Here is a 23,434-nt window from a genome sequence, read left to right as displayed (position 1 = left end):
CCTACAGGAGTGCGGTGGTCGTCTACCAACGCATCCTGACCCCCAGGCTACCAATCAACCCATTCAGGTCATTGTCATCCACATCGGAGCTGTAGTCGGCACTGACGAACAGCGCCACGTTTGGCGTCACCCGGGCCACCAGGCCCAAGCCCAGTTCAACCGTGGCGGCGCTGCGCGAGCTGGAGATCTTGTCGACCTGGTCCAGCTTCACCGGGTCGGCGTTGCTGAAGTCGTACCAGACGTTGGTGCGCACATAGGGTTCGATGGGCATGCCGCGCACTTCGTAGCGCGCCGACAGCCTGGCGCCGACCCGGCCGCTCCAGCTGGGCTGGCTGTCGAAGGCCTGCAGGGTTTCTTCCTGCACCTGGCTACCGGGGAAGAACTGCTGGTTGATCAACTGCGCCTGGGGCTCGATCACCCAGCCGGCGCCCAGGCCGATGGGGTAGCCGCCTTCCACCGAGAAGGTCATCGCGTGGCCGCTGTCGTCGAGCCGCTGGCCGGCCTGGGAGCGGCCGTTGACGTCGATGCGCGTGCCCATGGCCACGGCGTCCACGTGCCAGCCCTGCTCGTGGGTCATGCTCCAGTACACGCCCAGGCTCTCGCCGCTGAGGTTGACCGCGTCACGCTGCTTGTCGCCCAAAAGCGGGCGCATGCCGTTGAAGGTGCTCTGCAGGTTGTTGTGGCCGACGAAGATCCCCGCGCGGTGCACGTTGCCGCCACTGGTTTCACGCACGAACAGGTCCGGGCCGATCATCATCTGCTGGCTGGGCGCCTCCACCTGCGCCGGCGGCTGGGCGCCCTGGCGCGGCGCGCCGGGGAAGAACTGCGCCCACTGGCTGGCGATATGGTCGCCGTCGGGCTGGCCGTGGCGTTCACCCATGCGCTCGGAGAACGCGCTGAGCAGGCCCTGGTTGAGGCCGCTGGCGCTGACCGGATCGAGCGACAATCGCGGCACCTCGGGCTGCGCCAGGACAGGGGCGAAGGGTTCACCCTCCTGCGATTCGAAGGCGAAGGTTTCCACCGGGGTTGCCAAGAGCAGCGACGTGGAAACCGCACAGAAAAAAGCGTCGAAGCGCGAGGGATTCGAGGTGCTTTTCATGGCGGATCTCCTGTTGATGTATGAGATGAACAGCCCAAGACCTGGCCTGATGTCACGAGCTGTACGACAAGAACAGGGGGCGACCCAAACCAGCGCGCCAGCTTCTTGGAACGCGCACGAGGGCGCGAGCTAGAGGCCCGGCACGAGATTTTCCATCTGGTGATTACTGTTCAGCTAAGGAGAGGACGGCACTTGCGTCAAGAAATCGTGAAAGGATCGAAAAATGCCTGTTTGACCAATTAACTTATTGAATAATGACAAGTTTTAAGTCGGTATATCGACAATGGCGATTTCCCGCCGCGTGGCTATGCCGAATCGTTGCTACAACCGCACTTCCACCGCCAGCGGCAGGTGATCGGACAGGTGGGTCCAGGGCTTGTTGCTGAGGATTCTCGGCGCGTGGCTGTCGGCATTGCGCAGGTACACGCGGTCCAGGCGCAGCAGGGGCAGGCGGGCGGGGTAGGTGCGGGCGAGCAGGCCATGATGGCGCTCGAACGCCTCGTGCAGGTCGCGGTGCAGGTGCAGGGTACGGTTGCCGCGCAGCTGCCAGTCGTTGAAGTCGCCGGCGATGATCACCGGGGCGTCGGCGGGCAGGGCGTCGAGCAGCCTGCGCAGCAGTTGCAGCTGTTGCTGGCGGTGGCGCTCGAGCAACGACAGGTGCACGCAGATGGCATGCACCTGGCGCTGCCCGGGCACGTCCAGCACGCAGTGCAACAGGCCGCGGCGCTCGGGGCCGGTGATCGACACGTCGAGGTTGCGGTGCTCGATGATCGGGTACTTGGACAGCAGCGCGTTGCCGTGGTGGCCGTCGGGGTAGACCGCGTTGCGGCCGTAGGCGAAGTCGCTCCACATGCTGTCGGCGAGGAATTCATACTGCGAGGTCCGTGGCCAGCCGGGGTAGCGCGCGGCGTGGCGGTCGTGGCTGCCGAGCACTTCCTGGAGGAACACGATGTCGGCCTCGGTGCTGCGCACCGCCTCGCGCAGCTCCGGCAGGATGAAGCGCCGGTTGAAGGCGGTGAAGCCCTTGTGGGTGTTGACCGTCAGCACCTTGACCCGGTGCACGGCCGGGGCCTGGTTGACGTTGGCGAAACCTGGACTGCCGGCTTCGAGTTTCACAGGCGCTCCTCTGGGTAACGTGTGCGTCGTGGGAGCGGGCTTGCCCCGCGATGACGGCAGAGGCCCTATCGCGGGGCAAGCCCGCTCCCACGGTACAAATTAGGACCGGACGTCCGCTCCTGGGTTCACTCCTCCTCGCGCTGCAGCACCATCAGCAGCAACGACCGCCCCTTGACCTCGAACACCGTGTCGAACGCCAGGTGCTGCGGCTTGCGCAGCTCGGGCCGGTCGGTGTCCACCAGGCAGCTCCAGTAGTCGCCCTCCGGCACCGCCGGCAGGGTGAACGGCACCACGTCGTGGTAGGCGTTGACGATCAGCAGCATGGTCGCCTCGGCACCGGGCCGGGCGATGCCGCTGACCTGGGCGCGGCCGTCCATGAGCATGCCCAGGCAGCGCCCGTGCGGGTCCTCCCACTGCTCGACGGTCATCTCGCTGGCGTCCGGGGCCAGCCAGGTGACGTCCTTGACCCCGATCGCCTCGTTGTAGTCGCCGACCAGAAAACGCGAGCGCCTCAGGATCGGGTAGGCCAGGCGCAGGCGGGTCAGGCGCTTGACGAAGGCCATCAGCGCCTTGCCGTCCTCGTCCAGGTCCCAGTTCACCCAGCCGATCTCGCTGTCCTGGCAGTAGGCGTTGTTGTTGCCGTGCTGGGTGCGGCTGAACTCGTCGCCGGCGACGATCATCGGCGTGCCCTGGGCCAGCAGCAAGGTGGCGAAGTAGTTGCGCATCTGGCGCATGCGCAGGGCGTTGATCGCCGGGTCGTCGGTGGGGCCTTCGACGCCGCAGTTCCACGACAGGTTGTTGTCGGTGCCGTCCTGGTTGTTCTCGTCGTTGTCCTCGTTGTGCTTGTCGTTGTACGACACCAGGTCGCGCAGGGTGAAGCCGTCGTGGGCGGTGACGAAGTTGACCGAGGCGTAGGGGCGTCGGCCGCGGTTGTTGAACAGGTCGCCCGAGGCGGTGATGCGCGCGGCGAAGTCGGCGAGCATGCCTTCGTCGCCTTTCCAGAAGCTGCGCACGGTGTCGCGGAAGCGGTCGTTCCATTCGGCCCAGCCGGGGGCGAAGTTGCCCACCTGGTAGCCGCCCGGGCCACAGTCCCAGGGTTCGGCGATCAGCTTGGTCTGGCTGAGCATCGGGTCCTGGCGGCAGGCGACGAGGAAGCCGTGGCGCTCGCTGTAGCCGTCGTGATAGCGGCCGAGAATGGTCGCCAGGTCGAAGCGAAAACCGTCCACGTGCATCTCGCCGGCCCAGTAGCGCAGCGAGTCGGTGACCAGTTGCAGCACCCGTGGATGGCTCATGTCGAGGGTATTGCCGGTGCCCGAATCGTTGATGTAGAAACGCCGGTCGTCGGGCATCAGGCGGTAGTAAGAGGCATTATCGATGCCACGCATCGACAGAGTCGGGCCGCGCTCGTTGCCCTCGGCGGTGTGGTTGTAGACCACGTCGAGGATTACCTCGAGCCCGGCGTCGTGCAGGTGCGCGACCATCTCCTTGAACTCGGCGATCTTGCCGCTGGCCAGGTAGCGCGGATGGGGCGCGAAGAAGGCGATGCTGTTGTAGCCCCAGTAGTTGTTCAGGCCCTTGTCCAGCAGGTGCTGGTCGTTGACGAAAGCGTGGATCGGCAGCAGCTCGATGCTCGATACGCCGAGTTCCTTGATATGCGCCAGCAGCTCGTCGTTGGCCAGCCCCGCGAAGGTGCCGCGCAGGTGCTCGGGCACCGCCGGGTGGCGCATGCTGATGCCGCGGGTATGGGCTTCATAGATGATGGTGTGCTCCCACGGGATCGACACGCGCTGGTCGCGACCCCAGGTGAAGGCCGGGTCGATGACCTTGCACTTGGGCACGAACGCTGCGCTGTCGCGCTCATCGAACGACAGGTCGGCATCGGGGTGGCCGATGGTGTAGCCGAACAGCGCCTCGGACCATTTCAGCGTGCCCACCAATTGCTTGGCATAGGGGTCGATCAGCAGCTTGTTGGGGTTGAAACGGTGGCCGTTCTCCGGCTCGTAGGGACCGTACACCCGGTAACCGTAGACCAGGCCCGGGTGGGCGTCGGGCAGGTAGCCGTGGTAGATCTCGTCGGTGTACTCGGGCAGCTCGATGCGCTCGATTTCGTTTTCGCCGCTGGCGTCGAACAGGCACAGCTCGACCTTGGTGGCGTTGGCCGAGAACAGCGCGAAGTTGACCCCCAGGCCGTCCCAGGTGGCGCCGAGTGGAAAGGGCAGGCCCTCGCGAATGCGCGACGGGGCGACGGAGCGGGTCTTCTTCGGGGTGCGGGGGCTCATGGCGGTCCTCATGGTCCGGGGATAGGGATCGCGGGGCAAGCCCGCTCCCACGTTCTGATCGCGTCACATTCCATGGTGGGAGCGGGCTTGCCCCGCGATAAGGCCGGTACAGGCTTGCAAAAGCCTCAACCAGCAGCAGGCTTCTTCGCCGCTCGCGGTTTTTTAGCCGCAGCAGCCGGCTTCACGCCTGGCAACGCCGCCACCTTGGGGTCTGCCGGTGGCTTGGGCTTGGCCGCGGTCTTCTTGCGTGGTGGCGCCTTGGGGGCGAGCGCCTCGGCTTCGGCCAGCTTGCGCGCCTTGTCCCAATGTTCCTCCTCGCGCCCCTCGGGCTTACCCTCCGACTCCCAGATCTGATAGGCGAACTCGCGAATACGCTTTTCTTCGACACTCATCTCGACGCTCCTGAATGCAGTTAGGCATGTTCAATCAACACATTGACCGGAAACTCCATCAGCACGGTGCTCAACATCAGCTCCCTTGAAGGGGTGACAGCACCGCCGCCGAAAAGTCCCGAACAGTTGGCAGGCGACAAGGCAAACGGCAGTACAAGCCGGGTATCGTCCCAGTTCGGAGCCGGGATCAACGGGGTGGCGGCCGCGCCCAGCAGCGCGCTGGCCAGCCGTGGTACGACGATGATGGCGCGTTCGCCCTGGCCCAGGCGGGCGAAGGCCAGCACTTGGTTGGCGTGGCGACCCTGCACGGTCAGCGGCAGGTAGGCGCCGCGCTGGAACAGCTCGGGATGGGCCTGGCGCGCGTCCAGCACGCGGGCCACCAGGGCCTGCTTGATGCGGCCATCGCGCCAGTGGGCGAGCAGCTCGGTCAGGGGGGTGCCGTCGTCGAGGCTGGCGCGCCTTGCCGGGTAGTCCACCGGGCGGCGGTTGTCCGGGTCGACCAGCGAGAAGTCCCAGTACTCGTTGCCCTGGTACAGGTCCGGCACGCCGGGCGTGGTCATGCGCAGCAGGCACTGCACCAGGCCGTTCAAGGCGCCAGGGCATGCCAGGCGGCGCGCCGCCTCGTGCAGGGACTGACGCAGCTGCTGGTTCTCGTCGTCCAGCAGCAGGCCGTCGACATAGGCCGCGCAGGCCTGCTCGTAGCGTTCGTTCGGCGCGGCCCAGCTGCTGCGCAGCTTGGCTTCGCGCAGGGCCTTGCGCTGCCATTGACGGATGCGTTCGGCATAGGCGCGCAGGGCCGGTGTGTCATGCAGGTCGAGGGACAGCGGCCAGCTGCCGAGCAAAGTCTGCAACAGCAGCAGTTCGTCAGCGGGGCTGGGGGCCTCGCCGTCGTCCAGCGCTTCGCGCAGCGGCGCGGCCAGCTCGCGCCAGTGCTCGACGCGGCTGGCCAGCCAGGGACCGTGCTCGCTGAGCACGGCCAGGCGCGCCCGGCAGTCCTCGCCGCGCTTGTGGTCGTGGGTGGCGGTGGCCAGCAGGTTGTCGGGGAAGTCGCGCAGGCGGCGCTGGGCCTCGTTGTGGAACCAGGCCGGCGCGGCGCTGAAACGCTCGGCGTCGAAGCCCACATCGTTGCGCGACAGCAGGCGGGCCGAACGATAGAACGCGGTGTCCTCGACGGCCTTGGCGGCGCTGGGCGCGGTCAGTTGCTGGAAGCGCACGCAGGCATGGCGCAGGTGCTTGCGCGGTCGGCCCGGCGGCAGGCGGCGCCACGGCTGGCCACCGAGCCAGCGCTCGAGCTGCTCGAGCAGCGGCCAGTCGGCTTCACCCAGCGACTGTCGCGCCCCGGCCAGCGCCTGCTGGAAAAACGCCTCGTCCTCGGCGGGGCGGCCACAGGCGTTGATGTAGGTGCGGTACACCGGGTAGTGCTCGACCAGCGCCTGCAGCGCCCGGCGAATGGCGCCGAGGGTGAGGTCGCGGGTCATCAGGTCGTCGCGGGCCACCTGCAGCAGGGCCTGGGCCACCGACTCGCAGTCGCCGGCCAGGCTGGCGTTGAGCACCAGATGGCGGGCCGTGCGCACCTCCTCGGCGAATTCAGGGCGCTCGCTGACGGCGCTCCACAGCTCGCCCAGCGGCCCCTCGCCGGCGGGATCGTGCTGCAGCAGCGACACCTGGTTCATGAACTCGTAGCCGGTGGTGCCGTCGGTGAGCCAGTCACGGTGCAGGTGTTCGTCGGCGCCGAGGATCTTCTCCACATAGATCGGGAAGTGCGCCAGCGCGGCATCCAGCGGCCGTCGCGCCAGCAAGCGGTCGACCCGGCGGCGCAGGTTGCGGCAGTAGCGGCGCGGGTCGGCCAGGCCGTCGATATGGTCGATGCGCAGGCCGTCCACCAGGCCACGTTCGATCAGCTCGAACAGCTTGGCATGGGTGGCCTCGAACACCACCGCGCGTTCCACGCGCAGGCCGCCGAGTTCGTTGATGTCGAAGAAGCGCCGCCAGTTGATGTCGTCGGCGGCAGTGCGCCAGCTGGCCAGGCGGTACGTCTGGCGTTCCAGCAGCAGGTGCAGGTGCTTGAAACCGGCCTCGGTGCGGCTGTCGAAGGCGCCGAGGGCCGATTGCAGGTTCGCGCCGGCAGCGCTCAGGCGGGCCAGTTCGCGGTGCAGGGGCAGGGCCTCGGCCAGTGGGTCGTCGGCCTCGCCGAGGGCGCTGAAGTGCGCGGCCAGTGCCTGCAAGCGTGGGTCCCCGGCCTGACCGAGGATGCGCCCGTAGTCCAGCGGGCAGATCGGGAAGCGATGTTCATGGTGGGCCACCTCGAAACGCCCCTGTGGCGCGTCGAAGGTCAGCGGGATCTCGCCGTTCTGCAGGGCCGCGCCGTAGTCGCTGCCAAGGAACGGCAGTAACAGCTGCCCGGCCAGCAACGGGTCGCTGGAATGCCACTGGATATCGAAGAATTCCGCATAGGGGCTGCGCCGCCCCCAGGCCAGCAGGCTCTGCCACCAGGGATTGTCGGCGCCGCCCACGGCCATGTGGTTGGACACGGTGTCGAGGATCAGTCCCATGCCGTGCTGGCGCAGGGCGGCCACCAGGCGTTCGAGCGCCGCCTCGCCGCCGAGCTCGGGGTTGACCCGGGTCGGGTCGACCACGTCGTAGCCATGCCGGGAACCGGCGCGGGCGGTGAGGATCGGCGAGGCATACAGGTGGCTGATGCCAAGGCGGGCGAAGTAGGGCACCAGCGGCACCGCGTCATCCAGGGTGAAGTCGCTGTGCAGTTGCAGGCGCAGGGTCGCGGTCAAGGGTTTCATCGATCACGCTCCCAGGCCTGTTCGCGGGCCTGGGCCAGCAGCTCCAGGCGGCGGGCGGCGTCCTCGTCGTCGAGCAGGTCGCGTACTGGCGCCTGGAAGCGCCGGCGCCAATTGGGGTGGCCTTCGGTGGTGCCGGGCAGATTGGCTTGCTCGTCGCTGCCCAGCAGGTCCTCCAGCGGCACCAGCACCAGCGGCGCGCGGGTATGGCCAACATAGCGGATCGCCGCATCGATCAGCGCGTCGTCGCCGCGCAGTGGCCCGTAGTTCTGCTCCAGGGTGCGGCGCAGGCCATCGCGTTCCAGGGCCCGGGTATGGCGCCAGTGCAGTTCGGTGGCGGCGTCGATCAGTTGCAGGCGATGGCTCCAGTCGATGTCGCGGCCTGCCAGCCAGCCGGCCAGGGGCGCCAGGTCATGGGTGCCGGTGGTGGCCAGGGCGTTGTCCGGCCAGTCGAGGATCGGCTTGAACTGCCCGGGCGCGGCCTGCTCGAACGGCAGCACGCGCATGCCCAGCACGGCCTTGTCGGCCAGGCGTTCGCGCAGGCCCTCGGGCACGGTGCCCAGGTCCTCGCCGAGGATGATCGCCTGGTGCCGCGCCGACTCCAGCGCCAGCAGGCGCAGCAGGTCGTCCAGCGGATAGTCCAGGTAGGCGCCTTCGCTCGGCTTGGCGCCACGGGGGATCAGCCACAGCCGGCGCAGGCCCATCACATGGTCGATGCGCAGGCCGCCGGCATGGGCCAGGTTGGCCCGCAGCATCTCGATGAAGGCGCGGTAGCCGTTGCGCCTGAGGCCCTCGGGGGAGAAGGCGCAGATGCCCCAGTCCTGGCCGGAGCGGTTGAGGATGTCCGGCGGCGCGCCGACCTTGAGCTCGGCCAGCAGTTCGTCCTGGCGGCTCCAGGCCTGGCTGCCGGCGCCGTCGGCCCCCACCGCCAGGTCGGCGATCAGACCCACCGCCATGCCGTTGCCGCGCGCCGCGTCCTGGGCCCGTTGCAGGCTGCGTTCGGTCAACCACTGGCAGAAGGCGTGGAACTCGACCCGCGCCGGGTAGGCGTTGGCGAAGGCCTCGACCTCAGGGTGATAGGGATCGTGCCAGGCCTTGGGCCAGCGGCGCCAGTCGGCGCCAAGGCCCGTGCTGACCGCTTCGGCCTGCAGCACTTCGAAGCGGCAATGGTGCTCCAGCTGCTCGCCGGCGCTGGCGCGGAAACTGTCGAAGTCCTGGCGAAGCGGGTGCTCGCCCTGGCTGAACTGCCGGTAGAGCGCCTCGAGCAGGCGCAGGCGGGCATCGGCGGCCCGTGGCCAGTCCACCAGCGCCTGCTGCTCCAGCGTGTCGAGAGTCGCCTGCAGGTCGCAGGCCTCGATGGCCATGCGCACCTCGCGCTCGCCAAAGACGACACCGGGGCTGGCGTAGAGCACATTACGCAGCAGCCGGCTGGAGGGCGAGTAGGGGCTGAAGTGGCGCTGGTCGAACGCCGACAGGGCGTGGATCGGGCTGATCGCCAGGGCATCGGCGCCGCGCTCGGCGGCGTTGCGCGCCAGTTGCTCCAGGGCCAGGCAGTCGCCGTAGCCGCCGTCGCCGGGGCGACGCAGGCTGTACAGCTGCGCCGCGATGCCCCAGCAGCGCGGCGGTTGCTGCTCGACGCGGTCCTCCAGGGCATGGCAGCGCGGCGGCGCCACGGCCACGCTGAAGCTGCGGCCATCGATGTCCACGCGGTGGTAGCCCAATGGCAGCTCGCCCGGCAGGCGCGCCTGGGCGTCCAGGGCCAGGTTGCGCTGGCTGCCGTCCTCCAGGGTGCAATGTGCCTGGCGACCGGCGCTGAAATAGCGCTGCAGGTCCAGGGGCTGGCCGACATCGACGGTCAGCAGCGGCGGCAGGTGTTCGCTGTCCTCGGCCTGCTCGACGGCGCGCAGGCTGGCGGCGATGGCGGCGGCATCGTCGGCCGGGTGGCCGAGGCCTGCTAGCACCCGGCGCAATGCCTCGTCGCTGACCTGCTGCGGGCGGTTGTTGGCGTCGATCCAGTCGCGGGCCAGGCCGACCCGCGCGGCCAGGCGGTGGAGGGGCTGTTCGCTCATGGCGTCTCCTGGTCGGGGGGCAGCAGGCTGACCACGCAGCTGTGCGCGGCAAGGGTCGAATCGGGGTGGGCGTTGTCGCTGCTGTCATACAGGCGCCGTTGCAGGGCGGGCAGCGCGACCGGCTGGGGCTGGGCGGCGAGGTTGAGGTCGATGCGCAGCTCGCAGCCGTTGCCCAGGCGCCAGCGGGCGGTCAGCGCCTGGTCGCCGAGCACCTCGGCGCCGAGGGCGCGGGTGCCGGGCAGGTACGCGATGATATGGCGCCGGCGCAGGTCGAGCAGTTGCTGGTACAGGCCGTGCCAGCCGGCCAGCACATCCTGGTGCCGGGGCCGGGACGAGGTGAAGGTCGCCTCGGCATTCGGGTCGGGGATCTGTTCGCGTTTGTGCGGGTCGGCAAAGGCGTCGAAATGGGCGAACTCGCCGCGCCGCCCCTCACGCACCGCGTCGGCCAGCTCATCGTGAAAGTCGGTGAAGAACAGGAACGGCTCGCGGCTGCCGTCCTCGTCGCCCATGAACAGCAGCGGGATCATCGGCGCCAGTAGCAACAGCGCGGTGGCAGCGCGCAGGGCCGGCGGCGGGCAGAGGCGGGTAAGGCGTTCGCCCAGGGCGCGGTTGCCGACCTGGTCGTGGTTCTGCAAAAACAGCACGAAGGCGCTCGGTGGCAGGTGGCCGCTGGGTTCGCCCCGTGGCGTGCCGTGGCGGTCGGGCTGGCCCTGGAACACGAAGCCTTCGGCCAGGCAGCGGGCCAGCTGGTCGATCGGCCGGTCCTTGTAGTCGGCGTAGTAGCCTTCGGTCTCGCCGGTCAGCAGCACATGCAGGGCGTTGTGGCCGTCGTCGTTCCACTGCGCGTCGAAACCCTGTTGCAGCAGCCCGGCCTGGTTGTGCTCGTTTTCCAGCACCAGCCATACGTGGCGGCCCGGCTCCACAGCCGCGCGTACCCTTTGTGCCAACTCGATCAGGAAGTCGGGCTGGTCGATGGCGTGCACGGCATCCAGGCGCAGCCCATCAAAGCGGTAGTCGCACAACCACATCAGGGCGTTCTGGATGAAGTACTCGCGCACCTGCGGGCGACGGAAGTCGATGGCTGCACCCCAGGGAGTCTGCCGATCCTCGCGAAAGAATGGGCTGGCGTACTGCTGCAGGTAATTGCCGTCGGGGCCAAAATGGTTGTACACCACATCGACCAGCACCATCAGCCCATGGCCATGTGCCTGGTCGACCAGCTCACACAATTGCTCGGGACTGCCATAGGTGTTTTGCGGCGCATAGGGCAGCACGCCGTCGTAACCCCAGTTCCGCTCGCCAGGGAACTGTCCCAGCGGCATCAGTTCGACGGCGCTGATGCCCAGTTCGGCCAGACGCGGCAGGTGCCGGGCCACCCCGACATAGCCGTCGAGCAAGCCGACATGTAGCTCCTGGATGACCGCCTCGTGCCAGGGGAGGCCTTGCCAGGGGTGTCGCCAGGCGTAGCTGGCCACATCCACCACCTGGCTTGGGCCCTGTACGCCATCGGGCTGGTAGCGCGAGGCCGGGTCGGCCACCTTCAGTGCACCGTCGATACGGTAGTGGTAACGGTCACCGGCCCGGCACGGGGCCACGCCGGTGTACCAGCCGTCACCGTCGGGCAACAGCTCGATCGCCGGCTGATGCTCCAGTTCCACGCTCACGCTGCGCGCATCCGGCGCCCAGAGGGCGAAGCGCGCCGACGTGGCGTCCAGCAGGTGTGCGCCATGCTTGTGCATCGCCAGCTCTCCGCTCAGTAGTGGACGTGCTGCGCCTGCTTGACCAAGTCCTCGTATAGGCGTGCATAGGGCTCCACCGCCTGGCACCAGTTGAACGGCTGGGTCATCGACAGGCAGCGCATGGCGTTCAGCAGGTTCTTCTTGCCGTACACATAGAAGGCGCGGGCCAGGGCCTCGCGGTAGCTGTCGACGGTCGAGTCGTCGAACAGAAAGCCTGTTACACCGTTCTCGATGGTGTCGGCCAGCCCGCCGGTGTTGCGCGCCACCGGCAGCGAGCCGTAGCGCTGGGCGTACATCTGGCTCAGGCCGCAGGGCTCGTAGCGCGACGGCATCAGCAGGAAATCGCTGCCTGCGAACATGCGCCGGGCGTCGGTCTCGTTGAAGCCGATGCGCACGCCGATACGGCCCGGATGACGCAGGGCCAGCTCGCGCATGGCCTGTTCCTCCTCGGGTTCGCCGCGGCCGATGATGGCGATCTGGCCGCCCTGCTGGACGATGTAGTCGGCCACCCCCAGGGTCAGGTCCAGGCCTTTCTGGTAGACCAGCCGCGACACCACGGCGAACAGCGGCCCGTCCGACGGCTCCAGTTCGAACAGCTCGCGCACCTGCTGGGCATTGCGTGCCTTGCCGGCCCAGTCGTTGAGGCTGAAATTGTGTTTCAGGTGCTGGTCGGTGGCCGAGTCCCAGCTTTCGTCGATGCCGTTGGGGATGCCGCCGAGCAGCCCTTGCTGGGCCTTGCTGGCGAGGAAGCCGTCCAGGCCGCAGCCGAACTCGGGGGTGGTGATCTCCCGGGCGTAGGTGGCGCTGACCGTGGTGATGTGGCTGGAGTAGGCCAGGCCGGCCTTGAGGAATGACAGCTTGCCGTAGAACTCCATGCCTTCCTGCTGCATGGCGTGGTCGGGGATCGCCAGCTCCGGGCTGCAGCCGCGGCTGTACACGCCCTGGTAGGCCAGGTTGTGGATGGTGAACAGGGTCGGCGTGCTCAGGCCGCGCCAGTGCATGTAGGCCGGGGCCAGCCCGGCCGGCCAGTCGTGGGCGTGCACCAGGTCGGGGCGCCAGTGGGCCATGCCTTCGCCGGCGGCGATTTCCGCCGCCGCCAGGCCCAGGCGGGCGAAGCGGATATGGTTGTCGGGCCAGTCGCGGCCGTTGTTGGCGCCGTAGGGCGTGCCGTCGCGCTGGTACAGCTCGGGGCAGATCAGCACGTAGATCACCAGGCCGTCGGCCAGGTCCATGCGCCCGATCTTGCACGGTGGCAGGGCCGCGTGGCCGCCCAGTTCGCCGACGAGATGGATGGGGTTGTCGCTTTCCATCACCTGGCGGTAACCGGGGATCAGCACCCGCACGTCGTGCAGGTGCGCCAGGGCGCGGGGCAGGGCGGAGGACACGTCACCCAGGCCGCCGGTCTTGACCAGGTCGGCGATCTCCGAGGTGACGAACAGGATCTTGCGCTTGTTCGGATTGTGCTGGCGCTGGGCGCCGGGTGCCTTGACTGTCGGGGCGAGCGCCGATGGCAGCGGCTCGCGGCTATCCGGGTTGAATGACTCTACGTGAGGTTCGACAGCGGCACTGATCATACTTCTCTCCGTCCCTTGTTCTGGTGTGTGCTTAACGTTGGCTCGTGGGTGTGCTCTCTGATCGTTGTTGCATCTTCGTAGTGCGGTCCTTGCCCCAGATTCGTGCGCGCAGGCACGGCACGTTCGGCATTCCGGCCGAAAGACGTATGGACTGGTTGGGGTGGGCGGGCCTGACGTGAGGAAGTCCTTTTGCGTCGGCCCACTTAAGTCCTGACCTGCCCGTGTTCTGCAAAGTTCGACTTTTTTACGTCACTTTTTTATGAGCAAAACGCGGGCCGAAACTGGAGTGTAGGAGACGAAATGCGAGAAAAGTGACCCGTTGGTCATTTTTCTCGAGGGCGTTTGTCCGCGCAAACGTTGGCTAGTTGTTGCAAAATATGAGGGTCGCAGCGCAACGCAACGGGTTCGACCCGCGACGGGCGTGATACGGCAACAGGAAAGGTCGTCAGCGAGAGGGTGGGAGCCAGGGCGCTCCCACACGGGATGGGTGGATCAGAGACCGGCGGCCTTGCCTTGCACGCGGGCCTGCTCCAGCAGCAGGTTCAGCTGGGCGACCTGCTGGCGCAGCTGGTCACGTTCGTCCTTCAACTGGCGCAGCTCGTCGCGGCGCACGGTGACGTAGAGGGTCTGGGTGGGAGTGGCTGGCATCAGGGTACCCATGGCACACCTCGCATGGCTGGTGACAATTTGAAGCGTAGTCGCTTCGCGCGGCGCGCATTCTGAATTCTTCGCAGGCCCTTGGGAACTTTTTTGTTTATCGTTGTCGCCCCGTTCGTCGGTGAACCCTACGCCAGAACGCTGGACTAATCTGAAATCGTCAATTGTTGTAAAGCAAAACCAACGGGAGCGTCGTCACATGCAACTGGGAATCATCGGGCTTGGCCGCATGGGCGGCAATATCGCAAGGCGCCTGATGCGCGCAGGTCACAGCACTGTGGTCCACGATCGCAACCGCGAAGCCATCACCACCCTGGAAGGCGAAGGTGCCGTGGGCGCCCACGACCTCGGTGCGCTGGTGCAGAAACTCAAGGCGCCGCGGGCAGTGTGGGTCATGCTGCCGGCGGGTGAAATCACCGAGCAGACCATCGCCCAGCTGGCCGACCTGCTCGAGCCGGGCGACGCCATCATCGATGGCGGCAACACCTTCTACAAGGACGACGTGCGTCGTGCCGCCGAGCTGGGCAAGCGTGGCCTGCACTACCTCGACGTCGGCACCTCCGGCGGCGTGTGGGGCCTGGACCGTGGCTACTGCATGATGATCGGCGGCGAGAAGGCGGTGTTCGAACGCCTGGAGCCGCTGTTCAAGGCCCTCGCCCCGGGCGTTGGTGACATTCCGCGCACCCAGGGCCGCAGCGGCGAGCACGAGCGCGCCGAGCACGGCTACATCCACGCCGGCCCGCCCGGTGCCGGCCACTACGTGAAGATGGTGCACAACGGCATCGAGTACGGCCTGATGCAGGCCTACGCCGAAGGCTTCGACCTGCTGCGCAGCAAGGGCGGCCCGGAACTGCCGGAGGACCAGCGCTTCGACCTGAATGTGGCCGAGATCGCCGAAGTGTGGCGCCGTGGCAGCGTGGTCACCTCCTGGCTGCTGGACCTGACCGCCGACGCGCTGGTCGCCGACCCGCAACTGACCGAATTCAGCGGTTCGGTGTCCGACAGCGGCGAAGGCCGCTGGACCATCGACGCCGCCGTCGAGCAGGCGGTGCCGGTGCCGGTGCTGTCCAGCGCGCTGTTCGCCCGCTTCCGCTCGCGCCAGCAGCAGGGCACCTACGGTGACAAGATCCTTTCCGCCATGCGCCTGGGCTTTGGCGGCCACGTCGAGAAGAAGAAGGACTGAATGAACAAATCGACCATCCCCGCTGCGCCGCCGTGCACCCTGTTCCTGTTCGGCGCCAGCGGCGACCTGGTCAAGCGCCTGCTGATGCCAGCGCTGTACAACCTCAGCCGTGACGGCCTGCTCGATCGCAACATGCGTATCGTCGGGGTCGATCACAACGCCGCCACGGCCGAGGCGTTCGCCGAGCGCCTGCATGCCTTCATGGCCGAGCGTGACGCCGGCAAGTGCCTGGACGAAAAACTCTGGGCACGCCTGGCCAAGCGCCTGGACTACCAGACCGGCGATTTCCTCGATCCGCAGACCTACCAGGCCCTGGCCCGGCGCATCGACAAGACGCGCCACGGCAACGCCATCTTCTACCTGGCCACCTCGCCACGCTTCTTCCCCGAGGTGGCCCAGCGCCTGGGCGATGCCGGCCTGCTCGACGAGTCGGGCGGGGGCTTTCGCCGGGTGGTGGTGGAAAAGCCCTTCGGCACTGACCTGGCCAGCGCCGAGGCGCTCAACGCCCGCCTGCTCAAGGTGATGAACGAGCGGCAGATCTACCGCATCGACCATTACCTGGGCAAGGAGACCGTCCAGAACATCCTGGTCAGCCGTTTCTCCAACGGCCTGTTCGAATCGTTCTGGAACAATCATTACATCGACCACGTGCAGATCACCGCCGCCGAGACCGTCGGCGTCGAGACGCGCGGGGCGTTCTACGACAACACCGGCGCCCTGCGCGACATGGTGCCCAACCACCTGTTCCAGCTGCTGGCCATGGTCGCCATGGAGCCGCCGGCGGCCTTCGGCGCCGACGCCGTGCGCGGTGAAAAGGCCAAGGTGATCGGCGCCATCCGCCCCTGGTCGCAGAAGATGGCCCTGCGCAATTCCGTACGTGGCCAGTACAGTGCCGGCAAGCAGGGCCGCAAGCAGCTGCCCGGCTACCGCGAGGAGGCCAACGTCGCCCCGCACAGCCAGACCGAGACCTACGTCGCCCTCAAGGTGATGATCGACAACTGGCGCTGGGCCGGGGTGCCGTTCTACCTGCGCACCGGCAAGCGCATGAGCGTGCGCGACACCGAGATCGCCATCTGCTTCAAGCCGGCGCCCTACGCGCAGTTTCGCGAAAGCGAGCTGGAGCGGCCCAAGCCGAACTACCTGAAGATCCAGATCCAGCCCAACGAGGGCATGTGGTTCGACCTGCAGGCCAAGCGCCCGGGGCCGGAGCTGGTGATGGAGAATGTCGAGATGGGCTTCGCCTACAAGGACTTCTTCAAGATGACCCCGGCGACCGGTTACGAGACGCTGATCTACGACTGCCTCACCGGTGACCAGACCCTGTTCCAGCGTGCCGACAACATCGAGAACGGCTGGCGCGCGGTGCAACCGTTCCTCGATGCCTGGGCGGCCGAGGGCGGCGAGGTGCACGGGTATGCGGCGGGGGAGGATGGCCCCGAGGCCGGCGACGAGCTGCTGGCGCGGGACAAGCGCGAGTGGCATACGCTGGGGTGACGCCAGCGGAGATAGCGACCTGCCGCCGTTGCAGCACGGCGGCAGGATTTCAGAGCAGCCCTACAAGGTAAACGACAGCGCCGAGAACACCATCCCGCCACTGCCCGCCCAGCCCATGCAGAACTGGCCTGGCTCGGCTTCGCCGCGGCTCATGGCATCAAAGATGCCGAAGGGAATCGACGCGGTAATGATGTTGCCGGTCTTGTGCCCGACGTGATGCAACTTGTGATCGACGCCGATCATCTGGCCAATGTGTTCCCACATCTTTGGCGAGCCGGTATGGATGAACACCTTGTGCACGTCGTCCGCGCTGAGTTTCTGCAGGTTGAAGACTTTGATCGCTTCGTTGCGCCCGTCTTCATGCAAGGCGGCGGCATAGGAGTTGAACTGGTACTGGCCACCGGTCGGTTCGATCTTGGCGATATCGGCCTCGTTGCAGAACAGCTTCCAGTCCGGCAAGGAGATCGTCGACAAGTCACTCAGGTCGGGCCTATTGATATAGGAGAACTTGAAGTTCCCCGGTGCCTCGTTACTCAGGATGGTGACGACGGCGGCCTCGCCAATGGTAAAGCTCGGGAACTTGTAGGCCAGTTCGGCCGACGACTGCAACGAGAAGTTCTTGGGCATCACCGGCCCGCCTTCCGACATGCCGAACTCCATGTTGACGATGGCGGCGTAGCGGATTTCACCGGCTTGCATCTTGCTGTTGATGACGTCCATGGCCGTCACCCAGCCGTTGCAGGCATCGACCACATCGAAGTTGCGGCAGTTCAGGCCCAGCGCCTTGGCGATGAAGGTACTGTTGGCCGGCTCGATGAAGCCGCGGGTGACATTGGGATAGATCAACAGGTCCAGGTCGGCCTTGCTGATATTGGCCTGGGCCAGCGCCGCGTCGAACGCCGTTTCCATGAGTGCCATCGGCGTCTCGTCAGCCGCCAGCCAATGGCGGGTGTCGCTGCCGCTTTTTTCCAGCAACTTGCCGATGGTCTTCAAGGTTTTCGGCAAGTCCTCCTGGAAGGTGTCCCTGGAGTGTTGTTCGACCAGGTCGATGACGTCCTGGTTGGTGACTTGGCGTGACGGCAGTATTGCGGAAAGTCCGACGATCTTCATATAACGTCCTTGTTGAGGGGGTTGATCCTGCGCGGTATATGCGCATGAGTGGAGGCGTGCTCATCCGTGTAAGCAGCCAATGGCCTGATGCCAGTCGGTTAAACGAAAGGGGCTGCGTAGCAGCCCCGGTGACGCCAACTGACCGGCATATTTCTAGCACAGGGCAATGTCCCACCCATGCCGTGGATCAATGTTCTTGCGTCTCGCCAGCGGCATGCGATTGAGCGTGTAGATCAAATCCTATGCGGCTGGGGGCGTGGTATTGCACATCACTTGGGGCATTCACTTAACGCTCTCGGTCGGACATGCAAGTGCAACTGTATGGTTAACCAAAGAAGTACCGCCGTCTAGGAGCAGGCTACTGAAAACTGGTGGAAAGCTTTATTGCGATGGTCATACTGGCTGGCGACGGTGCCTGTGGTTATTGCTTTTACTGCAGCACCAATAGGCGGTAGTGAGATTTCAATGGTTTTCAGACAGATGCTAGTGCTCTGCCTCGGAAATGCGTTCTGTTTTGGTGAGCGGCAACGCCGGCCGCGCGCCCAAGACCCTGCAAAAAGTGAACAGCTTATTTTCGAGGTAGGACACTAGAGTGGTAATGGTATGATGGGGTGAGTTATTTTCTGGAGGCTAATGTAAAGTATTTTAGGCCTCAATTTAGTCTATTTTCCAACAGTTGTCTTCGTTCTCTAATACTCCTCCATGGTTGGTTAAGTCCCCTGCGCGCGCAACGGGGGATCCCGCTATCATCATTAATGATGAACCGCTTACTATCACTGCTCCACAGTCAAGGTGATCACCCACGCAAGCAACGGGCCGGTTATTGATGGTAACTGACTTCGCTCCACTGGTAACGGTCGTGAGGCCACAGCGTGGGCAATTGTGCGAGTGGCCGACTAAAATTATGGCAGGCATATTGAATGGCTCAAGGTTTATAGTGAGAGGGAGTGCCGTTGAGAAAGGAGTCGAATAATAAACGATCCTCTTCCATCTTCTTCATTTCTGCGGTTGAATAGCGGTAGTATTTTCTTGGTGTCGCAGGTGTGCTGTGTCCTGGAGGGAGGTCAAAGCGGCGCATCCACAAATTACTTGTGCGGACGTTGAGACGAATTTCGCCTGAGGTGGAACCATAATGTAAAGAGCCGATGTTGGTGACCCTGAGAGGTTTAATAACTTCGTTCACTTTTACGTATAGCTCTGGTAGAGGATTTGTGTCCGACTTTCCTAAGGCTGGCCAGTTGCCAGCTTTGATGATTGTGGTGGGGGCGTCCTCTGTAATTATTATACGTGTGTCTTTGAGTAGCTCTGTGAGTGGTTTCTGGATAGTCAGTGAGCTGATCCAGTCATTGTTAATGTAAGTGTACCAATTCAATCCTACGTAGCCGGTGCGCCAGCTTTCATTTGTAATGAGTAAGCTTAAGTCTACGCCTCTATATGCGCTCAATATTTCGCGTTCGGTGTGCTGGTAGTTTTGATGTTCATGGCAGTTCTGTATGCCAAAGCCTGCGCTGCCGTGTAGCGGCTCCAGCAGACGGCATAGGGATTTTATCAGTGTGTCGAAGACGCTTGCATTTTCTCGCAGTGCGTCGATAGGTAAGTAAACTCTAACAACGCTCAGTGCATGATGAATCTGTTCAAACCAGTCGGCTGGTGAGAATGCTTGAAATAAAAAATCACCCGTAGTGTTAAAGCCTTTCGCGGAAGACCACATGAATGATACTGGTTCTGAAGGGCTTTCAGAACAAGTATAGGTTATGCATTTTTGCTTAATTGTGGCGCTGAATTCATGTGTTGTAATAGTTTCACCGCCCATGTAACCCCAGTTAAGTTTCTCCTCGTAAAGCTGGCAGTAGATCTTGAATGCTTCGGCGATCGCCATCCGCTTTAAGGGGGTGTATGCACCTTTCATGTAGAAGGCGGCAACAATTCCTACCTGGACAACAGGTTGGTCGTCGTGTGCTTCATCTGCATATACAAGATCCCAGTGGTGTTTGTCGAAATTTTCAAAAAAATCAATTTCAGTCATGTAGTTTCTCCGGAAGATTTTCCCAAATTACGTAGTTTTGAAGAGTGGTGGACTGATGGCGTTGGTAAGTATTCCATTGCTCTATTTGAATAGTTGATGTTTGATTGCCTGTAGTGGAGGCTGGAAGGTCATTGGCGGTTGCGAAAGCGGGTGAAGCTGCACCCGCTCCTAATATTCCAGTAATTAATTCTTTGGGCGAAATATTTAGCAATGGGGCGATGCGGACCGCCTGGCCGCCAGCATGCGCAACTAACGCACTCCCCTCAGAGGCCGCTGCCACAGGAGTTGCTGCGATCGCCATCATTGCAGCACCTACCGCAACAAATGGGGCGGCGAGGGTAAGTTCAATCCCGGCCATAGCTCGTCGATTTTCAATCGAAGAAACGTTTTTAGGCGTGGCGCTCAACTGTGGTCCGGAAGCTGATGGCTGCGAAGTTAGTAGCCTTATGGCTAGCGCATGCTCCGCATCGATCTGGCCGATTAGCAGCTTGTGTTTTTCAGCGGACGCCCTCGATGCCAGGCTCATGACCTGGCCAACCGGTCGGTATACGGGTTCGCTAACATTGGCTCTTACCCATTCACGCCATTTCTTCTTATCCCCAATTTCGCACTGCTTTGTTTCGAGCAGTCTCAGGTTTCCGGGGTCTCCTGCAATCCGTTGGTAAGCCAGTTGTTGAGCGGGTGACAAGGTATCGCCTGGAAATTTCATCTCTATCACAGATAATAGATTTTTTTGGCTGTATTGAAGTTTTCCTGGTTGTTGGAATGACTTCAGTCTTACGACGTCTGGTATTCTTACGAGCCCTGTGAGTCTTTTTTTTGAGTCTGGCTGAAAAATCTCCGTTTTAGTCGGAAAAATGCTAGATAGGATGGACTCTAGCTCAGGCTTGCTTAGGAGGTCTGTTTCGATCTTTAATGTTGGGAAATTTCCAAGTAATTTGTTTGTTATTTGTTGGTACTGTGAGATGGGGAATGTGCTAGGGCGGAACGGTTCTCGTTCGCTCATTATGGGTTGTGGTGGGCTTACAGTCATGTTGTACCCTACCTCTCCGCAGTAAGGGAATTTATAACGGAAGGAGATATTGTCAGCTCTTATGAGTTGCGATACGGTACGTTGGTACATGGGCCGACTGTCTTTCGCACGTCTGAATGGCGTGTTTTTTGCGTAGGCCGCTTTCTCGCATAGATACCAGAGGTCGAAAGGGTTTGTTACAGGAAGTGGGGTTCCGGTCGCTGTAAGCTTGGTGGTCGTACGCCTTTCTCCAGTGGGGGTGGAGGTTGTTTTTAGGGGTGGTGTGCTGGAGTTCATTTAGGAACCTGATTTTTTCTTAGGTTTTGGCAAAGTCGAGATCTGCAACTGAGAAACTGTCCCAATAGGAGGCTTCGATGATCAGCGTGTCATCGGGGTTGTGAAGTGCTTGGGCATTGATGATCTCTGTCTCGGCTGAGATGACTGTTTGTGTTCTACCATTTCCATCTGTAATGCCTCGGAAAATATGCCCGCTCTCTCTACGTATTTCGTAAGGGTGACCAATCAGCGGCTCTCCAGATTCGGCGCTTTCCAAAAAGAAAAAAGCCTCAAGACTGCCTGTTGCTGGCTTGCCATCACCTATCCAGGAAATATCGCCGCGGCCATCGCATGGAACACTTATTTCTCCTTTTATTGTGATTGATAATCCCTCGATGCTTACACCAGAGTCATCTAGTGTGATGCGCCCTCCCGGGCTTTGTAATGTGATGCTCTGGCCCGCGCTGACTTTTAGATGCTGAGTGAGCTGCTCGATTTCGTGGTCTGCTTTAAGTGTGAGTTTTCCTAGCGTGTGGTGAATTGTGTTGCCTTCAGTTAAAGTGTGGTGATTGTTTTTTGTTTTTTCGTGGCGATCATTGCCAACCGTGTCAGTTTTATTTTTCTGGGTGATGGATTCGTAGTTTCTGCCAGTTTGACGGATGTAGTCTTGGTTGGTGCGCTGGATTTTGTCGTTTCCAACGTTATTTTCATCGTTTCTTTCAATGTGACAGTATCTGTTGTTGCCAATTTTTAAGGTTTCATTATTTACAACCTCCTCATTGCGGTCATTGCCGACAACGGTGCTTTCGTTGTTCTTGACGACGTTGTTCTGGTCCTTTTCGGCATGGATGAATACCTCCTGCTTGCCCAGTTCATCCTCAAAACGTAGTTCGTTGAAGCCTTTGCCCTTGTGGGTCTGGCTCTTGATGGTCATGCGGGTCTTATGATCGGGCAGGTCGTAGGGTGGCAACTGGTCGCCGCAATAGGTGCGCCCGGTGATCATGGGTTGGTCAGGGTCGCCGTTGACGTACTGGATGATCACATCCTGGCCAATGCGCGGAATGGCCATCGAGCCCCAGCTTCCCCCGGCCCATCCTTGGGACACGCGGACCCAGCACGAACTGAACTCATTGTTCTGGCTCTCCCTATCCCAGGGAAAACTGACTTTGACCCGGCCCCATTCGTCGCAGTAGATCTCCTCGCCGGGTGGGCCGACCACGGTGGCCATGTGCGGGCCATCGACGCGGGGCTTTTCCTGTGGAGCAGGGCGCCACTCGACCCGGCCGGGAACCAGTACGGCGGTTTGCGCGTAGCGCGTGCCCTGATCGGTGCCGGCGACTTCTTCCTGCAGGCTGGTGAACTGGCTGCCCTCGTGGGTGATGGTGCTCACCCGCCAATGCACGTTCAGGTCTTCGCGTGGGTGGCCTGTGAGGGTGAAGCTCAGGCCTGGCTGCAGGCGCACATCGTCGCCCGTGACCTCGGCAATACGGACATCGTGGCGCAGACCAGTGATGCGGTTTTCGGTGAAGGGTTTGCCGACGGCATCGCGCTTGTAGCGGCCGGGATAGTCGAAGCGTTCGTAGTCGGTGGACTGATGTTCAAGGTGGCGGCCGAATGCTCTGTGCTCCTGGCGGTAAGCCGGGTTGGTGAAGGTGTAGTCGCGCTGCACCTGGCGGGCAGTACGGACCTGCTCGCTATAGCACAGGCGATGCAGGCATGGCTTAGCCTGGTCGCCACCGCTGTTGGCCTGGTACAGCACGGTGTAGGGCTTGGCGGGGGCATCGTCATCGACGAAGCCTTCCTCGTCGTCATCTGCATTGCACGTGATGTGGCCTAACGTCAGCAGCCGGTCAGTGATGATCAGCGTGTGGTGTTTTTCCGTGTGCTCGAATCGGTAGATAAGGCCTTCTTCGGCAGCGATGCGGGCGAAGAAATCGAGGTCGCTTTCACCGGCCTGAACACAGAACTCCCGGGTGTGATAATCGAAGCCTTTACCGAACCGGTACTGGACGATGCCTTGGCGCTGGAGGATCAGGTCAAGAATCTGCGGGGCGGTCTTGTGCTGGAAGATGCGCCAGTTCGAGCGCAATCGGGCGCGGGCCAGCTGTGGCTCGACCAGGGCGTGGTAGTAGGTGCGGTGAAAGCCGCTCTCTCCCTGGCTGAAACGGCTGACCAGGCCATGGACATGCCGCACGGGGAGTTCGCCGCGCCAGATGGTGAACAGCACGGGCTTGTCGAGCAGGTGGCCAAAGTCGACATCATCTTCGAAGCTGATCAGCTTCAAGGCCAACTCGAAGGGTTGGCTGATCCCTTCCTTGAGCTCGAACGACACCACTTCGAACTCGGCTTCACCAACCAAGGGTTGGAAGCTGTAACGCAGATCGGATTGGCTGGGCATGTGCACTCCTTTCCCGGTCCGACGGTTGCCCAGGAGGGCACCGATAGTGAAGTAAGAAGACCGTAAAGAGAGCTAAAGAGAATGTATTGCCGGCAAATTCCGTATGGTGCGTGGGAAATTTCCTAAGTTGGCGATATGAGAACCGGGCAAGAGGTCATCTCGCGATGAGTGGCAGCCCAAAACCAAAGCTAACTCCTACCCTGACGGGGTGTGACAGT

The 23,434-nt window shown here is 63.1% G+C and carries 16 protein-coding genes; 2 read left to right on the top strand and 14 right to left on the bottom strand.

The window, feature by feature from the left end; translation table 11 throughout:
- Positions 1 to 22 precede the first annotated feature (22 nt).
- The 9 genes from VUG52_RS17720 to VUG52_RS17680 all read right to left on the bottom strand — a co-directional run bounded on the left by VUG52_RS17720 (position 23) and on the right by VUG52_RS17680 (position 13,720).
- Positions 23 to 1,099 carry an autotransporter outer membrane beta-barrel domain-containing protein gene (locus VUG52_RS17720; protein ID WP_050706471.1) on the bottom strand — a complete coding sequence of 359 codons (1,077 nt, stop codon included), beginning with the start codon at positions 1,097 to 1,099 and terminating at the stop codon, positions 23 to 25.
- Between the two features lie 321 nt (positions 1,100 to 1,420).
- Complete coding sequence (locus VUG52_RS17715; RefSeq protein WP_050706470.1) at positions 1,421 to 2,215, bottom strand: endonuclease/exonuclease/phosphatase family protein; 795 nt, start codon at positions 2,213 to 2,215, stop codon at positions 1,421 to 1,423.
- Positions 2,216 to 2,340: 125 nt separating this feature from the next.
- Positions 2,341 to 4,494, bottom strand: a complete 2,154-nt coding sequence (gene glgX, locus VUG52_RS17710) for a glycogen debranching protein GlgX (RefSeq protein WP_050706469.1) — start codon at positions 4,492 to 4,494, stop codon at positions 2,341 to 2,343.
- A gap of 125 nt (positions 4,495 to 4,619) precedes the next feature.
- Positions 4,620 to 4,886 carry a DUF2934 domain-containing protein gene (locus VUG52_RS17705; protein WP_050706468.1) on the bottom strand — a complete coding sequence of 89 codons (267 nt, stop codon included), beginning with the start codon at positions 4,884 to 4,886 and terminating at the stop codon, positions 4,620 to 4,622.
- Between the two features lie 20 nt (positions 4,887 to 4,906).
- Positions 4,907 to 7,681, bottom strand: a complete 2,775-nt coding sequence (locus VUG52_RS17700; RefSeq protein WP_050706467.1) for a malto-oligosyltrehalose synthase — start codon at positions 7,679 to 7,681, stop codon at positions 4,907 to 4,909.
- Complete coding sequence (malQ, locus tag VUG52_RS17695) at positions 7,678 to 9,747, bottom strand: 4-alpha-glucanotransferase (protein WP_050706466.1); 2,070 nt, start codon at positions 9,745 to 9,747, stop codon at positions 7,678 to 7,680. The genes VUG52_RS17700 and malQ overlap by 4 nt, the downstream gene beginning before the upstream one ends.
- Entirely contained in the window at positions 9,744 to 11,486 is a 1,743-nt protein-coding gene (treZ, locus tag VUG52_RS17690) for a malto-oligosyltrehalose trehalohydrolase (protein WP_050706465.1), read from the bottom strand. Before treZ ends, malQ begins: the two co-directional genes overlap by 4 nt.
- 14 nt (positions 11,487 to 11,500) lie before the next feature.
- Positions 11,501 to 13,060: a glycogen synthase GlgA gene (glgA, locus tag VUG52_RS17685; protein WP_050706464.1), complete on the bottom strand. Its 1,560-nt coding sequence runs from the start codon at positions 13,058 to 13,060 to the stop codon at positions 11,501 to 11,503.
- Positions 13,061 to 13,552: 492 nt separating this feature from the next.
- Positions 13,553 to 13,720 carry a DUF6026 family protein gene (locus VUG52_RS17680; protein WP_220037411.1) on the bottom strand — a complete coding sequence of 56 codons (168 nt, stop codon included), beginning with the start codon at positions 13,718 to 13,720 and terminating at the stop codon, positions 13,553 to 13,555.
- 160 nt (positions 13,721 to 13,880) lie between these two features.
- On the opposite strand from VUG52_RS17680, the gene gnd reads away from it, so the two are divergent.
- Positions 13,881 to 14,900 (top strand): phosphogluconate dehydrogenase (NAD(+)-dependent, decarboxylating), encoded by a 1,020-nt coding sequence (gene gnd, locus VUG52_RS17675; protein WP_256206016.1) that lies wholly within the window; start codon positions 13,881 to 13,883, stop codon positions 14,898 to 14,900.
- On the top strand, positions 14,901 to 16,394 hold the full coding sequence (gene zwf, locus VUG52_RS17670) for a glucose-6-phosphate dehydrogenase (protein ID WP_050706462.1): 1,494 nt from the start codon (positions 14,901 to 14,903) through the stop codon (positions 16,392 to 16,394).
- Between the two features lie 60 nt (positions 16,395 to 16,454).
- On the opposite strand, the gene VUG52_RS17665 is transcribed toward zwf, so the two are convergent.
- From VUG52_RS17665 to VUG52_RS17645, 5 genes are all read right to left on the bottom strand, one after another.
- Complete coding sequence (locus VUG52_RS17665) at positions 16,455 to 17,504, bottom strand: 3-oxoacyl-[acyl-carrier-protein] synthase III C-terminal domain-containing protein (RefSeq protein WP_050706461.1); 1,050 nt, start codon at positions 17,502 to 17,504, stop codon at positions 16,455 to 16,457.
- A gap of 657 nt (positions 17,505 to 18,161) precedes the next feature.
- Positions 18,162 to 18,419 carry a PAAR domain-containing protein gene (locus tag VUG52_RS17660; RefSeq protein ID WP_082337802.1) on the bottom strand — a complete coding sequence of 86 codons (258 nt, stop codon included), beginning with the start codon at positions 18,417 to 18,419 and terminating at the stop codon, positions 18,162 to 18,164.
- 10 nt (positions 18,420 to 18,429) lie between these two features.
- Positions 18,430 to 19,530 (bottom strand): type VI immunity family protein, encoded by a 1,101-nt coding sequence (locus VUG52_RS17655; RefSeq protein ID WP_082337801.1) that lies wholly within the window; start codon positions 19,528 to 19,530, stop codon positions 18,430 to 18,432.
- Positions 19,523 to 20,653: a VRR-NUC domain-containing protein gene (locus VUG52_RS17650; RefSeq protein ID WP_162232976.1), complete on the bottom strand. Its 1,131-nt coding sequence runs from the start codon at positions 20,651 to 20,653 to the stop codon at positions 19,523 to 19,525. Before VUG52_RS17650 ends, VUG52_RS17655 begins: the two co-directional genes overlap by 8 nt.
- A gap of 205 nt (positions 20,654 to 20,858) precedes the next feature.
- Complete coding sequence (locus VUG52_RS17645; protein WP_220689919.1) at positions 20,859 to 23,216, bottom strand: type VI secretion system Vgr family protein; 2,358 nt, start codon at positions 23,214 to 23,216, stop codon at positions 20,859 to 20,861.
- Between the last annotated feature and the right edge of the window lie 218 nt (positions 23,217 to 23,434).

The organism is Pseudomonas sp. LH21, assembly GCF_036549575.1.
Taxonomy (GTDB): Bacteria; Pseudomonadota; Gammaproteobacteria; order Pseudomonadales; family Pseudomonadaceae; genus Aquipseudomonas; species Aquipseudomonas peradeniyensis.
Note: the sequence above shows the minus strand (reverse complement) of the source record. Positions and strands in the feature narration are given on the sequence as shown.